Genomic DNA, 16806 nt, shown 5'->3' with positions numbered 1-16806 from the left:
TATATAGATAGTAAAACTAAGAAAATTAAAAAATACAATATCATGAGAAAGTCAAGAGGAAGAAAAGCAAGAATAACAGAGGAAATGAAATTGATGTTGAATTGTGTTCCTACGGAACTTAATCATTATTTCAATTCCAAGGAAGTTGAATTAAAATCTTTATTTGGTTTAATGTATTCAATTTCTAACAACTTCAATACTGATACAATAAAACTCTCCAAGAGGAAGATTAGCGAATTTCTTGGAAAAATTATTGATTCAAGCAAACTCATAGTATTAACAAACCAACTTAAAGAAAAAGGATTGATAACAAGAATTAATTCAACAAGTGAAGGTACAATTTATAAACTTATTTTACACGATTCTCAACAAAAAGAAATTATGGAAACGGAAGAAACAAAGGTAATGAATGAAACAGTTGAAAATAGAAATTCAACTTCAATTGACAAATCTTTTTTTGAATTATTACTTAATGAACTTAAAGGTATCAAAGAGGAAATCTCAACCCTTCGAGAAGATAATGATAAAATCAAAGAAGGAATGAGGATTTTGAATAATAAACTCAATAATATTAAAAATGAAATCCCCAATACCTCAATCCTTCATGAGGATAATGATAAAATCAAAGAGGGCATGAAGATTCTAAACAGAAAACTCAATAACATTAATTCAATCCTTAATTCAAACTTTCAAGAAACCCCCAATATTCCTTCATTAAAAACGGAAACTTCAACACTAAAGATTGAATCCAAATCAGAGATTGCCTCTAGAACGTCAGGAAATGCCTCTAAAATCGTTTATAACGCTTTGGTAACAGAAACACCAATTGAAGTTGTAGAAACGCGTTCAAACGCGCTTAAAATACCAAATGTAGAAACATCAGCAATAACGGTAGGAACTCCAAACCAGAATGATGTCAATATGAACGAACCCTTATCAAAAACATCATCTAGGAGTCTAATTGAAACAATAATATCTGATAGCATCCCAACGGATAGTGAGGATAGCACCAATGAAAATACCTCTAGAACGTCAGGAAACACCCCTAGAATCAACGTAGCCACTTCAAATGAGGAATTGCATAGCCAAACAACAAGAACGCCGTCAGAGGATGTTAAAACGCCAAATACGAAACTTTCAGAAATGACCTTTACAGAATTGGTTCTATTACGACGCGAAAGGATTGATAACGGAATGAAATGGAATGAAATTCGTGAGGAAATTGACAGACGTATGAAAACTCTTGATAATACCTCTGAAACATCAAAGGACACTTCCAAAACATCAACAAACATCCCTAAGACATCGGAGAATACCCCTAAAACGTCAGGGAATGCCCTTAGAATCGCTTCAACTGATTCTAGCGAGGAGTTCCGCGGAATTGAATTAAACGCGATGAGAGAGCAAGCAAAAAGGGATAAAGGGTGTTTCACCGAGGTTGGGAGATACCAAGTGATTCTTGTCAATAAGAAGGATAGATTGATACGGAATAAAGAATCCTACGATTGGATTGATAAGGAACTTTTAAGGATACAAAATGAGAATGCACTTTACCCAAAAGCCGGATAGCAAGCATTGCCGAAAAGAAATAATTCCAAGTTTTCAAGAAAAAGAATGTTAAAATACTTGGGAATTTAAAATTTTATCTATATCGTTGCATCGTAGAGATGAATGAACTTAATATTGACGATGATATGAACAACACAATCGCTTTCAACAGTTATAACGAGCACTTTTTACTTTCCAATATGTACCCAGTGGTTATCGAATATAAGGGCATGAAATATTACGGAGTTGATAACTTGTATCATTACCTTCTGTTTTTCCAACATCCAGGAGTGCAAAGCAAGATTATGAAAAAATCAAAGGGTATTTGTGCTAACTATCAAGCAAAGAAAATCAGTGAGGATAATAAGGAATTGATAAAGGGCATTACGGATTCTCAAAAGGTGAATTTACTGAAAAAATGTATGAGGCTGAAATATGAGCAATCCCAACATTGTAAGGATTACCTTCTATCAACCGAAAACAAACAGTTGATAGAATTTGCTTATTGGGGTGATACATTTTGGGGATGCACTCTCAAAAACGGTGAATATGTCGGAGAGAATAATTGCGGTAAAATCCTAATGGAATTGAGGGATGAATTAAGGGGATAATTTCATTTGGAAAATACAACGAGTATCTGTATTTTTGCGCCTACATAATATTAACTCCAAATTTATAGTTATGGCAAGACCCAAAAAAGAAAGAAAGGAAGAAGTCGAAGCAATATTTAACAATCTCAAATATTGCAGCGCAACAGAACTGAAAGAGGTTATCAACCGCGCAACGAAACTTCTTGATGGTGCAAAAAGGGCTGAAATCCAAGCCAAGGAAAAAGCAATTGAAAAACTGAATAAGGAACTTGAAGAATTAAGGAAGTAATAATTCAACCCTTAATTAAGTCAGAGGTTGTGCTGAAAAATGGCGCAGCCTCTTATTTTTTCGCCCCACTCGCGTATATATAATATATATACCTATATGTGTATGTGGGGGCGTAAATATAATAAATGTATGTGATAATATTTGTTAAAATAAATTAAATATTTGGAAATCTCAAATTTTCTTCATAACTTTGCATCGTCATTGGGACAGTAACCTTGACGCGTTGCCAAGATTTTAAAAACCCCAATGACCATTTTTTAATGAATAATTTAAAAATTAATGCTATCACCGACTTTGATAGCACAAACAATTTAGTTGATTTTGAAGTCGAAAATGCGTTCACCAAGTGTGAAATTTCAGAGGTGAACAAGGAGGCAGTTGAAAGCGAAAATGAAGGGTTGAATTTATTAGACTTTTCAAGCGTTGCCTTAAAAAAACACATCAATCAAACAGTTCCTTTCTTCGGTGATTTTGATGAGGAAGCGTGCGACATTGTATGTGAAATTTCGCTAAAAACTGAATCAACTGCCTTTGATGAGTTTGGAAATAAGGAAGTTTGCGAAAAGCAAATATCAGACCTCAACGATACCCAAAAGGCTGTGATTAGGGAAAATTTGGAGACAATCAATAAAATCTCATACAAGGGGATTAAATTGGTTAATCTTGACGTTGATTACATCATTAAGACTGGAAAGGTTACAATAAATGATTGGTTGATGTAAAGGACTAGTTTGTTGTCTTTGTTTAGTAACTGTTTTTTAATTGTGGTTTTTAATTTTTAAATTTTAAAATTGGTTTTTTATTTTTAAATCATTATTACGTTAAATAACCCCCATATTCAATTAAGAATATGGGGTTATCTGCTATGTTATATTATCTTTTAGAAGGGTTGTAAAATAAGTACCTTATCTGTTATCTCAAACCATTCATCACTCATATATTCAAAGAATCTAGTGTTTTTAGTTCTTCCGATTGTAAGGAATTTTTGGGTTGTGCCGTCCTTAAAATTCAATTGGAATGTTTTAGCGGATTTTCCCTTATATTCAGTTTCACCAACCTCAACAGAATCCACAAATTGATTCACAATTTCCAACATTTTCTTCCTATCGTCAATCTTAGAAATGCTTAGAGTGGAATCTGAGAATAGGGTGTATTCATCCAAACTTTGAATCTTTTGAATGATTCTCCGCATATTGTCAATTTCATTTTCCCACCGTTCAATTTCTTTTTTCTTATCGGCACATTCCGATTTAATTTTTTTGATTGTCCTATCTTTTTTTTCATCTGTATAAATGCCATCCATCCATAAATCACCAATCCTTTCCATTTTTACGGATGCACCTTCAATGAAGGATTTGGCGGTATTTATTTTCTGATTCAACACATTCATCTGTCCTTCAATCTTTGCTGTGTCACTGTTTCTTACATCAATAAGGAATAAAGAATATAGGAAAGATGAAGCATACCAAAGAATTGAATCAGTAACCTCCATTTGAACGGTTAGTTTGTTCTCACAATTCCTTCCGTGTTTGTCCGCTAGGTTGTATTGTCCACATTTGTACATTCGTGCTGCTTTTCCTCTTATACCAACGTAAGACCAACCGCAACAAGGACATTTAATCAAGCCCTTTGCCAACATACAAGATTCAGTCTTAACAACGTGCTTTGATTCTCTCTTTACTTTTGCTGTGCGATACGTTTCCTCACTTATTATACGCGGATATATACGTTCATATCCACCAACATCACCGAATCCGTTATTTCTCTTACGAGTAATGTAATGCTTGCCAACATAGGCTTCGTTTGCCAAAATCTCATATATCTTTTCAATAGTGATATTATAACCACGTTCAACCATTTCATTACGGAGAATCTTTGTACCGTAATTATTGGAGATATATAAATCAAATATCAACCTTATTATTGAAGCCTCGCCCTCATTAATAATATAATATCCGTTATCATCAACATCATATCCGTAAAGGACGTTTCCACCGCTGTATTTACCTTCTCTAGCGTTCTTCTTTGCAGAGCGTTTGAAACGCGCCTTCTTGTTTCTCATTTCACTTTCAGCCATTGTCGCAAACAGAGCAAACGACACCTCTGCGCCATCGTTAACTGTTCCGTCTGGATTCAGATAAGTTATTGAAGGGGATTTGATTTTGAGATTGATTTTACGCAGTTCTAGGAATCGAAGGATTGAATATAACACATCCTTACGGCGTGATATACGTGATACCTCCCAAGCGTAAACACAACTGATTCTATCAGATTCAATTATCTCTTTCATCTGAACCAATCCCTTGCGTTCCTCCTCGCTTTTCATAGTTGCCGATTCAACCATTGCAATACTTATGATGTTATTATCGGTGAAACCGTCAGCAATAGCCATTTGATACAGTTCTTTTTCTTGTTCATCAAATGATTGTTTGTCAGATGAAACTCGTACTAAGAGAATACATTTCATTATTGTTCAATTTTAATTATAATACAAAGATATGAAAAAAAATGAAATTAGCATAATCCTTTGGAGTGATTTCGCATGTCCATACTGTTATATCGGTGAAACACGTCTGCAACGTGCCATTGAAGAACTCGGTCTAAAAGACGATGTTAAGGTTGATTTCCGCGCTTTCGAGCTTGATCCTACTGCTCCGAAGGAGGTGACGACGACCACACCTGAACGTTTCGCAATGAAATACCGTCTGTCACTCGAAGGTGCCAAGCAACAGATTCAGCAGATTTCGGATCTCGGTAAGGAACTTGGAATAGATTTTCGCTATGCGACCACGCAATACTCCAATACGCGTGATGCCCACAGGCTTATGAAACTTGCCGAAGATAAGTATGATAGTGCTACGGTAGGCCGTCTGAACGAAGCACTCTTTGCCGCCTATTTCACCGAGAATCTCGTGCTCGCCGACCATAAAGTGTTGCTTGAAAAGGCAGTGAGTGTCGGTATGGATGAGAAAGAAGTCAAGGATATGCTTGAATCGGACCGCTATGACGACGAAGTCCGTTTCGATGAACGCGAAGCCGGTATGCGCGGAGTACGTGGAGTTCCTTATATCGTTTTCAACGGGACATTCGCAGTTCCCGGAGCTATGAGCATCGATGCGTTCAAGTCAGCCCTTCAGCGCGAATTGAAGAAGCAGGAAGAAGATAATAAGGTAGAAGAGAAGCCCGCGGAGCGTCCGCACACATGTGGCCCTGACGGATGCCAGCTGCTCTGATAAAATGGATTTAGAAAGGAGGGTCTGAAAAATGATCAGAGAATTGACTGTCCAAGGCGTTTTTGCCGAAAACTGTTACTTTTACATCGACGATGCAACAAAGTCTGGGTTTATCATTGACCCCGGAGCACAAGCAGGTCTCATCTATGATACGGTCATCCGCAATGGCTGGACTATAGAGAAGATCCTTCTGACCCACGGTCATTTTGACCATCTTGGAGCAGCGGAACTCTTGCGTGAGAAGCTTGTCGCTCCGATCTACGTCTATCCGTCGGATGCAAAGTATCTCACCGATCCATATCTGAATCTCAGCGGAAATTCCGGTCGGCCGGTTACTGTTGCTCACTACGAGGAGCTATATGACGGTGAGATCATCAGGCTGAAGGCTCATTCGGCATTCTATCTTAAAGTCATCCATACGCCGGGTCACACACCGGGTTCGGTGACCTACTATTCGCCGGATGACAATGCCGCCTTTGTCGGCGACACTCTTTATGAGCATGGCCCCGGTCTTACCAACTTCCCCGGCGGTAACCGCAGGGAGTTGGAGGATTCGATCGTCAATAAGATTCTGACTTTGCCAGATGACACCGTCCTGCTTTCAGGACATTCCTCACCAATAACGGTAAGGGAAGAACGCCATCTGTTGCTCGGACGATAAGATACAATAAAAATCAGGATGGTATGTACTGAATCGCCAGCATTATGAGGGTGATCAGTGAAGCCACACACAAACCATAGAAACTCCACTTTTCAGTAGTAGTGAAGAGTGGGGTTTCCTTTTTATGGTTATCTTCACGCGCTTTGATGTAGAATCCTGTTCCGGCAAGGTAAAAGACGGATGTCATCACCATCTCGGCGAGACCGCCGGCGTAGGCCATCCACAGGCAGAATGCAGTGGTGATTATAGCAACTGTCCTTATGCCCCATTTGTCGGCTTTTTTGAGCAGGAAGAGACCAGTGAAGAAATAGCATGGGATGATCATCAGACCTGTGATGTTGAGGGCGGCGAGATATACATCGTCTGCCATGACAACCATCATGAGAAAGATTTCCATCACGATGCTTGAGGCGAACAAGCCGAATGTCGGCATTCCGTGTCGGTTAACTTTTTTGAATGCTGGAGGAAGTATGCCTACAATGGCAGCTTCGTAAGGAACTTGTGCAACTACAAGTGTCCACGCCACCCATCCTCCGAGCAGCGATATGATCACGGCGCAGATGACAAACCAGTAAGCCCATTCGCCACAGGTTTCACGCAAGATGTAGGCAATCGACGGATCGTGTAATTCCGCAAGGTTAGCTCTGCTGAGGAGGCCGTAGCAGAGGAGTGATACTGCCATATACAATGCAAGGGAGATGAGAAATCCGGCAAATCCGGCTTTCCCGACATCCGAGCTCCGTTTTGCCCGTGCCGACATCATGACTGCACCCTCCACTCCGAAAAAGCAGAACAGCGTGACCATCATTGTTGATTTCACCTGTTCGGCTGTCGTTCCGAGTCCGGCGATATCGCCCCAAAGGTCGGCTTCAAATAATCCTGCCTTGAAAAACAGTATGAGAATGGTGATTATGAAAATCAGCATTATGACCTTGACACCTGCCAGCAGTGTGTTGACGATCTTGGCTGTGGTGATTCCACGCGCAACGATGGCAAACATAAGCCATATAAGTACAGAGCCGAACACCACGGTTTCCCAGCCGTGATGAAGCAGTTCCGGAAAGAACGCTCCGAAAGAGTCGTTGAGCATAACGCCGTAGGCCACGTTTGAGAATGCCGTGCAGAGCCAGTAGCCCCACGCTATATTGAATCCGACATAGTTGCCGAATCCGGCCTGTGCATACTGATATATGCCGGCATTGTATTGCGGATAGTGGTCGCTGAGCCACTTGAAGGATATTACGAGGGGTAGGATTCCTGCGGCTGTCACTAACCATGCGATTGCCACTGCTCCGGGTGAGGCGACTGATGCCATGTTCTGAGGGAGATTATAGATTCCCACACCGACCATGAGACCGAACACGAGTGCTGTCAATCCCCAGAATCCAAGTTTGCCTGTACTTAGCATAATGTCTGATCTATCGCTTATAATTATCGGAGGCGCAGACCTCCTGATCAATTTTTATAGGTGGATTGGTATTAAACCGACAAAAGTAGCAAAAAATCTCCCGATTTTCGTTACTTTTGCATAGAAATTGATTTGCATGTAAATAATAAGGACAATTTAACAGGAGTATGGAAAGAAAGATGCGAAGATTCAAGCAGATGCTTGCTAAGGCTGATTGTGACAATATATTGGCCAAGGCTACTAATGGAATCCTGTCGTTGGTGGATACGGACGGTGCTCCCTACGGAGTCCCCATGAGTTTCGTATATGACGGTCATGACAGCATCTATCTTCACAGCGCGGTCAACGGACATAAGATTGATTGCATACGTCACGACAGACGCTGTTCGTTTGCCGTCATTGATCAAGATATGGTTGTGCCGGAAGAGTTTACTACTTATTACCGCAGTGTGATCGTCACAGGAAGGATCGTGCTGCTTGACGGTGACGAGGAGATCCATAGAGGTCTCATAATGCTTGGCGAGAAGTATTCGCCCGGTATCTACAGCGGCGAGGAGATCGCCAAATCTTTGGATCACGTGATGGTGATGCGTCTTGACATAGAAAGTATGACCGGAAAGGAATCAATAGAACTTGTAAGAGCAAAAAGCCGACGGATATGATATATTTTAACAGTGACTATATGGTGGGCGCACATCCTGAGGTGATGAAGCGTCTGGTGGAAACAAATGACCTGCATACGGTAGGTTACGGATTTGATCAGTTTACGGCCGAGGCACGCCGACTGATACTCGAAGCCTGCGGAATCGATAATGGTGGTGAAGTGTTTCTGCTCGAAGGAGGAACGCAGGCCAATGCTGTGGTCATAGACCGTCTGCTTGATCATAACGACGGCGTGATCGCTGCCGAAACCGCACATATAAATGTTCATGAGGCCGGTGCGATAGAGTCAAACGGTCACAAGATCCTGACACTTCCATCACACGCCGGAAAGCTTCACGCACAGGAAATAAGGAAATATATACAGGATTTTTACAATGATGAGACTAATCATTATATGGTACGTCCTGCGATGGTCTATATTTCTTATCCCACCGAACTTGGAACTATCTATGACAGATCTGAACTGACTTCGATAAAGAATGTATGCGATGAATACGGCATACCTTTGTATATTGACGGTGCACGACTTGCCTACGGTCTTGCAGCGGCTGGGGGAGAGCTTACATTGAAGGAGATCGTTGCTCTGTGTGATGTCTTTTATATCGGTGGCACCAAATGCGGTGCGCTTTTCGGAGAAGCTGTCGTGACCCGTAGGCCGGAACTGCTGCCACGATTCGTATCGCTGATAAAGCTCCACGGTGCTACTCTCGCTAAAGGCCGTCTGCTCGGAGTGCAGTTTCAGGCTCTGTTTGATGATGGATTGTATGAAAGGATCGGGTATCATGCGGTCAGCATGGCCATGAAACTTAAAGCAGGTTTTGTGGCTAAGGGTTATAAACTTTATATTGATTCTCCGACCAATCAGCAGTTCTTCGTATTGCCCAACGACAAGATAGATAGCCTTAAAGAACATGCGTCATTCGAACTTTGGGGACCGCGTGGAGAGCATGAGACTCCTGTACGTTTCGTGACCGACTGGGCGACGACGGAGGCAGATGTCGAGACGCTCATAAGCCATCTTTAGCAGCAAGTGGCTGATACGTCCTTGTAGAATTAGATATGAAGTTCCTTTTTGTGCCCTAAGGTACGTGTGTAACTGAAAATACCGGCACAAAGGGCAAATGCAACACTGATTGTCAGACAGACATGGACGGCACTGATATTGTTGGCGGTGAGTGCAAAGACCGAGCTTACGGTAGTTGCGCCAAGGGTCTGTCCGACAAGTCGTGCCGTGCTCTGCATCCCTCCGGCTCCTCCGGATCGGTTAACAGGTGTAGCCATTACCATTACAATATTGTTTGGTGTCTGGAACATGCCGAACCCTAAACCGCAGATTGCCATTCGCCATACGATGTCCAATTCGGATAATGTAGTGCCTGAAATCAGCAGAAGCGAGACTCCGACAATGAAAACTCCCATGCCGACGGCGGCCGTGGCTCCCGGATTGTGTCTTTCAACGTAGCGTGCTGCGATAGGTGAGGCTATCATTGTCGCGATTGGCCACGGGGTCATGAGCAGACCGGTTGTTATCTCGGAGAAATGATAGGTGTTGAGATAGAGGAACGGTAAGGCGATCATTGTAACTGTCTGTGCAATGAACGAGCAGACGGATGTGGCTATACTCATGCTGTACATTGAATTCTTGAACAGATCGACCGGTAGCAAGGGTTGGTCATAGTTGAACTGGCGGCGCAGATAGAACACACCGATAATAATACCGATCATAAGGAATATACCGCTTATGACGAGATCACCTTTTCGTGCAAAATTTCCTAAGGCATAGAAAATAAGCCCGAACACAATCATATTCTCGATAGCACTTATCCAGTCAAACCGTGCTTTATGTCCGCTCTCAGGATTATCTGGCAGAAGCCGGAAGCCGATACAGAATGCTATTATGCCGAGAGGGACATTAATGATAAACAGCCAATGCCACGACGCGATCGATAATATCCCTCCGGCTATGGTCGGACCGGCAGCAGTGGCGATAGCGATACACATTGCATTCAGAGCCATGCCACGGCCGAGAATCTCACGTGGGTAAATCAGTCGTACTAAAGCCACGTTGACGCCCATGACGCACGCTGCACCGATGCCCTGTATGCCTCGCGCGATGACGAGCATAGTAAAGTTCTGTGACAGCGCACACATTCCCGATGAGAGAGTGAAGATAATTACTCCAATGAGGAATGTCCGTTTGTAGCTGTGCAGATCTCCAATAGAGCTGACAGGCAGAAGCAGCATAGTAATAACCAGCTGATATATGGTTATTATCCATACGGATAGTGAGCTGCTGATGTTGAATTTATCCGCGAGGACGGGTAATGCGACGTTGACGAGCGTGACATCAAGTACCGTCATCACGAGTACGATCTGCAATGCGATGACCGCAATATATTTTCTATATGAGAAGCCTATGGCTGCCATTGATTAGCTGAATTGTCGTTATTGAAAATCGGTTATTAAAACCATCTTAATCTTAAAAACGTATTCAACCGGTGATTTTGTTTGCAAGAATATTTAGAAAATAGGAGGAAGTTTAGTTCAAATGGTTTAGATATAGATGAAATATGGTTGGGCTGTGTCTATATGAGTCATCAGGGTGCCAATTGGGTGATCCAAATAAATTGCTGATTTTACACTTATCAGTTAAACCAGCGGTTTTTGAATTCTATTCGGTTAGCGATCCTTATTCATATCAGCAATTAAGGTTTATATAACCATAATTAAGGTCTGTATTTTACATTGAATAAAGCTAATTTTGCAGTCAGTTAATCAGTTGTAGTTCTAAACCACAATAATGAAAAAAGTAATGATTAGTTCGGTGATACTGCTTGCGGTATCATTGATGTCAAATTCTCAAATTATGAATAATCCGAACATGAATCTGTCACTTGCGCCGGTAGAGCATCTGACGCTGACACAGGAATGGGACAAGGTGTTCCCGAAAAGTGATAAAGTAGATCATCGTAAAGTCACATTTGTGAACCGGTATGGCATAACACTTGCCGCCGATATGTATGTTCCTAAAGGTGTGACAGGAAAACTTCCGGCCATAGCTGTGAGCGGTCCGTTCGGGGCGGTAAAGGAACAGTCGAGCGGTCTCTATGCGCAGCAACTTGCCGAGCGTGGCTATCTCACAATTGCGTTCGATCCCTCATTTACCGGTGAAAGCGGTGGTATGCCCCGTCGCGTGGCTTCTCCCGACATCAATACCGAGGACTTTTCAGCAGCGGTTGATTTTCTGTCAGTGCAGCCGGAGGTTGATGCCGAGCGTATAGGCATACTGGGTATCTGCGGCTGGGGTGGCATAGCCATACAATCCGCGATTAATGATCCGCGCATAAAGGCTACTGTAGCATCCACCATGTATGATATGACCCGCGTGAGTGCCAACGGATATTTCGATGCCGATGATTCAAAGGAGAAACGTAATGCCAACCGTAAAGCTATGGCTCAACAGCGTACTGAAGATTACCGCAACAGTAGTTACAGTCGTGCCGGCGGAGTAGTTGATCCGCTACCTGCTGATGCTCCTCAGTTCTTGAAGGATTACCACGCTTATTACAAGACATCACGCGGTTTCCATCCGAGATCCGGAAATTCGACCGACGGCTGGAACATCACTTCGACTTTGCCCTTTGTCAACTTTAAGTTCTTCGAGTATGCGGATGAGTTGGATAATGCAGTTCTTATCGTGCACGGTGACAAGGCTCACTCATATTATTTCGGAAAAGATACGTTCGCCAAACTCAAAGGCGATAATAAGCAGCTGCTTACCATCAAGGGTGCAAGCCATTGCGATCTATACGATCAGATAGACATAATTCCTTTTGATGAGATCGCCGCGTTCTATAAGGAATATCTGAAATGACTACGGCTGAATTTCAGGTGGTGTCCCGGCAAAAGTACTGAAATCTTCTATTGATCCATCAATCAGCAACTGATTGATGGATCAATAGAATTATCCGATGGTATCTTGGAGGATGAGGGTAGTTAGCGTGTGACAGTGTAGATAGTTCCGGGGTGTGTATTGAGATCATATTCATACACCTTACGAATAATTGGGTGGCGTACTGTTATTTCAGGTGAGATAATGGCCTTCTTGACTTTTGGAACGAAAAAGAGAGGGTTGGAATTCTCACCCTGAGCCGGTATGAGACCTTCACCTTTGAGGGGTATGTATGAACGCAGTCGCAGATTGCCGCCGAGGCGTGAGGTGATTGTAGCGGTGTTGAGCTGTCCGCCATCCCATGTCATGGCTACTTCGAAACCACCGCGGCTAACAAGACCTCTGACCTCACCCTCGCTCCATTCATCTGGAAGAGCAGGAAGGAGATGTAGCGCGCGGTCGTGGCTCTGCATAAGCATCTCAGCCACCCCGGCTGTGTAGCCGAAATTACCGTCGATCTGGAAGGGGGGATGCGCGTCGAAGAGATTCGGGTAGATACGTTCGCGAAGCATGTTGTTGATAATTGTGTAGGCGTGATTGCCGTCCTGAAGGCGAGCCCAAAGATTGATTTTCCACCCGATCGACCATCCCGTAGCTTCGTCACCACGATGAATCATGGTGTTGCGGACCGCTTCGAAAAGAGCCGGAGATGTGTATGGTGAAATCTGTGCTGCCGGATAGAGGCCGAAAGCGTGCGATATATGTCGGTGAGTATCGTTGGGTAGGTCATAGTCACCCAACCATTCCTGAAGCTGATTATATCGTCCCACATGCATGGGAGGAATTCGATCAATGGCAGCGGTGAGTGAATCGATATAACTTTCACGTTCACCGAGCAGACGTGCGGCACTAAGAGTGTTGTTAAATAGCTGATGAACTATCTGATTATCCATTGTGCAGCCGGCGATGATCCATGCACCCGGATGGTTGGAGGGGCCGTGTTCCGGTGACACGGATGGAGCTGTGACAAGCCAACCGTGTTCGGGCTCCTCGACGAGATAGGACAGGAAGAAATCTGATGCGCCTTTGAGTACGGGGTAAACCTTGGTAAGAAATGAAAGATCACCGGTGTGAAGATAGTGTTCCCAAAGATGAGAGGTGAGCCAAGCACCACCATTTGGCCATCCTCCGTCATGGGCTGAATCCATGATGCCAGAAGAGCGCCATATATCGGTATTGTGGTGGGCCACCCATCCTTGACAGCCATACATCTCACGAGCTGTGATACGGGCATTTTCCGAAAGGTCGGATACGAGGCTGAACAGTGGTTCGTGACACTCGGATAGATTTGTCACTTCGGCAGGCCAGTAATTCATTTCGGCGTTGATGTTGAGGGTATATTTCCCATCCCAAGGTGCATTCGGAAGATTGTTCCATATACCCTGTAGATTGGCGGCCTGTCCCCCGGGTTGCGATGACGATATCAATAGATAGCGTCCGAACTGAAAGAGGAGAGCGGTAAGTTCCGGATCGTGATTATCGGCAAAATTAGTGATACGCTTGTCGGTCGGTAAAGCACGGATAGAGTCAGCCGAAGCACCGAGTGAAAGCGAGGTGCGGGCAAATTGAGAGCGGAAACGGTCAATGTGGGAACGGCGTGCTGCATCGTAGGGTTGCTTTTTTGCTGCCGAAAGTAATGCTTTGACGCGACGGGTTGCCGATGCGGATGTATCGTGGTAATTTACGAAATTTGTGGCTGATGCGATGTAGAGCGTAGCTGTGTCTGCACCTGTCAGAGTGAGTGAGTCACCTGCGGCTGTAAGTTTTCCTCCTTCTGAGACAATCTCCAATCTCGTCTCATCCACTATTGAACCGGGAATACCTTCGTGGGTAGAACCATAGGTGGTGATGACGAGAGTCTGTCCATCGCGCCTTACATCATATTTCTGCATTGGCGAGGTGAAGGAGGCAGAAAACGTAATCGATCCGGGCTTCGAGGCTGTAAGATGCACGAGTGCAGCGTTAGTGGCAAATGATGTGAATGCCTCGCGTTGGAAAGTAATATCACCAATGGTGTAGGAGACTGTAGTCAATGCACTGTCGAGATCAAGTTCACGACGATACTCACTGACGTTTTCATGCCCGGGAAAACGCAATCGTAGCGAACCGATGGTCTGGTAGGGCATGCCATGTGCGCCTGTTACAAACGTAGTTTCCATGATGGTTTGTGCCTTATCATTCTGTCCTGAGAATATGAGGTCACGTACTTCTGAAAGGTGCTTGAGAGCCTCAGTTGAATGGTTGGTATGAGGTGATCCACCCCAAAGAGTCTCTTCGTTGAGTTGCAACTCTTCGTATGCAGGGATGCCATAGAACATCATACCGATATGTGAATTACCGAGCGGTAAGGCCTCCACCCATTCTGTCGCTGGTGAGTCATACCAAAGTTTTAGGGGATTTGCATGAATGGTTGCAAGCATCGTGGCTGAGAGCGAGAGGAGTGCCAGACGTCTCAATGTATTCATAATGGAAAATGGTTTATAAATGATTTATAAATGATTAGTGGAATCTACCATTGGAAGAGAGTTCCGGTTTATTAAGGTATGGAGATAATTGATGATGAAGTAAGTTTACAAATTTAAAGAAAATTATAATACTTATCAAGATTTTATTAAAATATATGGAAAATTGAAATAATATCGTATATTTGCATGTAAAAATTATAATATTGAAAAATGAGGGTCGCTCATCGGTCTTGCTATGGATTCCTCCATTGTTTATGGATGGGATCAGACTGATGTGAGGAGCTCAGGATTTATACGTAACATTTTAATGGCTCATTTATGAAATTGCGGTTATTGGTTCTGACAATTTTTTCGTTGATTGTCATGACACTTCTTGGTGCGACGTCCGAACTTAAAATCAAAAAGGGAGAATGGAACGGATGTGAGATGCACTCGTTTACAATCGAAGGACGTGAAGGCATCGTCATTATTCCTGATACCCCGCTTGAAGGAAATCCATGGGTATGGCGTCCGGCTTTCTTCGGTGCGTTCCCCAGCATTGACGAGGAGTTGCTCAAGAATGGATTTCATATTGCATATTATGATAACACCTATGAGTGGGGACGTCCTGAGTCTATTGAATCGGGTCAGAAATTCTACGAGGCGGTAACTCGCCGGTATGATCTGATGCCCAAAGCCGTGATGTATGGACTAAGCCGTGGCGGCTACTATTCGCTGCGTCGGGCACAACTCTATCCGGAAACCGTGGCATGTCTGATTCTTGACAATCCGTTGGTGGACATATTCGAACTTCAGCGCAACAAAGAATGGTGGTCGGATGTCATTGATAAATGGCACATTCATGAGAATCCTCCCATGAGGGGAGAGTTTCTTGAAAACGCGCTTAATAATCTCCATATCCCTGCAATAAACCGGATTCCTGTGCTGCTGCTCAGCGGAGACACAGACACCATTGTGCCGTATGAAAATAACGGCCGTCATATTGTCGAGGTATATCGTCGCTACAACGCCCCCGTCAAGTCCATAGTGCGCCCCGGAGCAGGTCATCATCCTCATGGTCTGGTCAATCCCGCAGCGGTGATACCGTTCGTCAAATCCACAGTCGCAGGGCAAACCGACGAGCGACATCCTGTAAAGGTGGCATGTCTCGGAAACAGTATAACTGCTGGTCTCGGAACATCCGATATGGCTACCAAGGCATATCCGGCAGTATTGCAGCGTCTGTTGGGGGATGATTATGAGGTGCGGAATTTCGGGGTGAGCGGAGCTACCGCTCTTCGTAAAGGTACGGATTCGGGTCGGCCATATTGGTATGGACTTTTCGGCGAGTGTCGTGCTGCCGTTGATTTTAATCCGGATATAGTGATACTCAAGCTCGGAGGTAATGACAGCAAGGGATTTAATTGGCAATATGGAGAGGAATTTGCCACTGACTATCAGGAACTCATCGATATGTTCAAATATCTCCCATCGTTGCCTAAGATATATTTATGTTTGCCGGCGAAAGCCCGTGTTGATGATCCGGAGAAAATCTGGGGCATTAACGAACGTGTTATTCTCGAAGAAATTACTCCGATTGTACGTGAAGCCGCCAGAAATAACCGGCTGCCTACTATTGATCTCCACGACGTTTATGACGGCGAGGAGTCAATCTGCTATTCTGATAACATCCATCCTACCGACCGGGGTGCGGAGCTGATAGCGCGCCGCATTTATGAGGTGATTACACGCGGGGAGAGCAAAAGGGAATGAAGCATCTCTGCGTAGGGTCGTGGATAAGGGTGGCAAGAGTACTGAAAAGATACTCTTGTTAATCACTTTTGCAGGTGTTGGTAATCAGGTATTAATATGCTATAAATTAGCCCGGATAACTGTCAATAAAACGACAATTATCCGGGCTTGGATTTATAGAAGCCTTATGTTATGAATGTGTGATCAATGCTGTTCCGTGACCGTTAAGTTTTTATTACTGTCCGCTAAACCATAAGTTAGTGAGT

Annotated in this window: 14 protein-coding genes; 10 read left to right on the top strand and 4 right to left on the bottom strand. The window is 43.6% G+C overall.

Going from position 1 to position 16806, the window contains the following annotated elements; genetic code table 11:
- The 4 genes from K2G41_RS04010 to K2G41_RS03995 form a co-directional block, all read left to right on the top strand.
- The coding region (locus K2G41_RS04010) for a hypothetical protein (RefSeq protein WP_300114796.1) at positions 1 to 1569 on the top strand (1569 nt) is incomplete at its 5' end.
- A gap of 98 nt (positions 1570 to 1667) precedes the next feature.
- Positions 1668 to 2159: an NADAR family protein gene (locus tag K2G41_RS04005; RefSeq protein WP_300114793.1), complete on the top strand. Its 492-nt coding sequence runs from the start codon at positions 1668 to 1670 to the stop codon at positions 2157 to 2159.
- Positions 2160 to 2229: 70 nt separating this feature from the next.
- On the top strand, positions 2230 to 2427 hold the full coding sequence (locus tag K2G41_RS04000; protein WP_300114790.1) for a hypothetical protein: 198 nt from the start codon (positions 2230 to 2232) through the stop codon (positions 2425 to 2427).
- A 260-nt stretch (positions 2428 to 2687) separates the two neighbouring features.
- Positions 2688 to 3149, top strand: coding sequence for a hypothetical protein (locus K2G41_RS03995; protein ID WP_300114787.1), 462 nt, complete (start codon positions 2688 to 2690; stop codon positions 3147 to 3149).
- Positions 3150 to 3307: 158 nt separating this feature from the next.
- On the opposite strand, the gene K2G41_RS03990 is transcribed toward K2G41_RS03995, so the two are convergent.
- Positions 3308 to 4894: a recombinase family protein gene (locus K2G41_RS03990; protein ID WP_300114785.1), complete on the bottom strand. Its 1587-nt coding sequence runs from the start codon at positions 4892 to 4894 to the stop codon at positions 3308 to 3310.
- A 31-nt stretch (positions 4895 to 4925) separates the two neighbouring features.
- Between K2G41_RS03990 and K2G41_RS03985 the strand changes: the two genes are divergently transcribed.
- Positions 4926 to 5660, top strand: a complete 735-nt coding sequence (locus tag K2G41_RS03985) for a DsbA family oxidoreductase (RefSeq protein ID WP_300114783.1) — start codon at positions 4926 to 4928, stop codon at positions 5658 to 5660.
- 31 nt (positions 5661 to 5691) lie between these two features.
- A complete protein-coding gene (locus K2G41_RS03980; protein ID WP_300114780.1) occupies positions 5692 to 6321 on the top strand; it encodes an MBL fold metallo-hydrolase in 630 nt (209 codons plus the stop codon).
- A gap of 13 nt (positions 6322 to 6334) precedes the next feature.
- On the opposite strand, the gene K2G41_RS03975 is transcribed toward K2G41_RS03980, so the two are convergent.
- Positions 6335 to 7729, bottom strand: coding sequence for an amino acid permease (locus K2G41_RS03975; RefSeq protein ID WP_300114777.1), 1395 nt, complete (start codon positions 7727 to 7729; stop codon positions 6335 to 6337).
- Between the two features lie 167 nt (positions 7730 to 7896).
- On the opposite strand from K2G41_RS03975, the gene K2G41_RS03970 reads away from it, so the two are divergent.
- Both K2G41_RS03970 and K2G41_RS03965 read left to right on the top strand, forming a co-directional pair.
- The gene (locus tag K2G41_RS03970) at positions 7897 to 8391 is read left to right on the top strand and encodes a pyridoxamine 5'-phosphate oxidase family protein (protein ID WP_300114774.1); all 495 of its coding nucleotides are present in this window, start codon (positions 7897 to 7899) and stop codon (positions 8389 to 8391) included.
- Positions 8388 to 9416 (top strand): aminotransferase class V-fold PLP-dependent enzyme, encoded by a 1029-nt coding sequence (locus tag K2G41_RS03965; RefSeq protein WP_300114772.1) that lies wholly within the window; start codon positions 8388 to 8390, stop codon positions 9414 to 9416. The genes K2G41_RS03970 and K2G41_RS03965 overlap by 4 nt, the downstream gene beginning before the upstream one ends.
- Positions 9417 to 9445: 29 nt before the next feature.
- Here the strand turns inward: K2G41_RS03965 and K2G41_RS03960 are convergent, their stop codons facing one another.
- A complete protein-coding gene (locus K2G41_RS03960; RefSeq protein ID WP_300114770.1) occupies positions 9446 to 10819 on the bottom strand; it encodes an MFS transporter in 1374 nt (457 codons plus the stop codon).
- 439 nt (positions 10820 to 11258) lie between these two features.
- Between K2G41_RS03960 and K2G41_RS03955 the strand changes: the two genes are divergently transcribed.
- Positions 11259 to 12266, top strand: coding sequence for an alpha/beta hydrolase (locus tag K2G41_RS03955; RefSeq protein ID WP_300114767.1), 1008 nt, complete (start codon positions 11259 to 11261; stop codon positions 12264 to 12266).
- 122 nt (positions 12267 to 12388) lie between these two features.
- On the opposite strand, the gene K2G41_RS03950 is transcribed toward K2G41_RS03955, so the two are convergent.
- Positions 12389 to 14809 (bottom strand): glycoside hydrolase family 95 protein, encoded by a 2421-nt coding sequence (locus K2G41_RS03950; RefSeq protein WP_300114764.1) that lies wholly within the window; start codon positions 14807 to 14809, stop codon positions 12389 to 12391.
- Between the two features lie 363 nt (positions 14810 to 15172).
- Here K2G41_RS03950 and K2G41_RS03945 point away from each other — a divergent pair, with 363 nt between their 5' ends.
- The gene (locus K2G41_RS03945; RefSeq protein WP_300114762.1) at positions 15173 to 16561 is read left to right on the top strand and encodes a GDSL-type esterase/lipase family protein; all 1389 of its coding nucleotides are present in this window, start codon (positions 15173 to 15175) and stop codon (positions 16559 to 16561) included.
- Positions 16562 to 16806: the final 245 nt, after the last annotated feature.

This window comes from Duncaniella sp., assembly GCF_029056165.1.
Taxonomy (GTDB): Bacteria; Bacteroidota; Bacteroidia; order Bacteroidales; family Muribaculaceae; genus Duncaniella.
The sequence above is the reverse complement of the archived record's forward strand: the minus strand, read 5'-3'. Positions and strand labels throughout refer to the sequence as shown.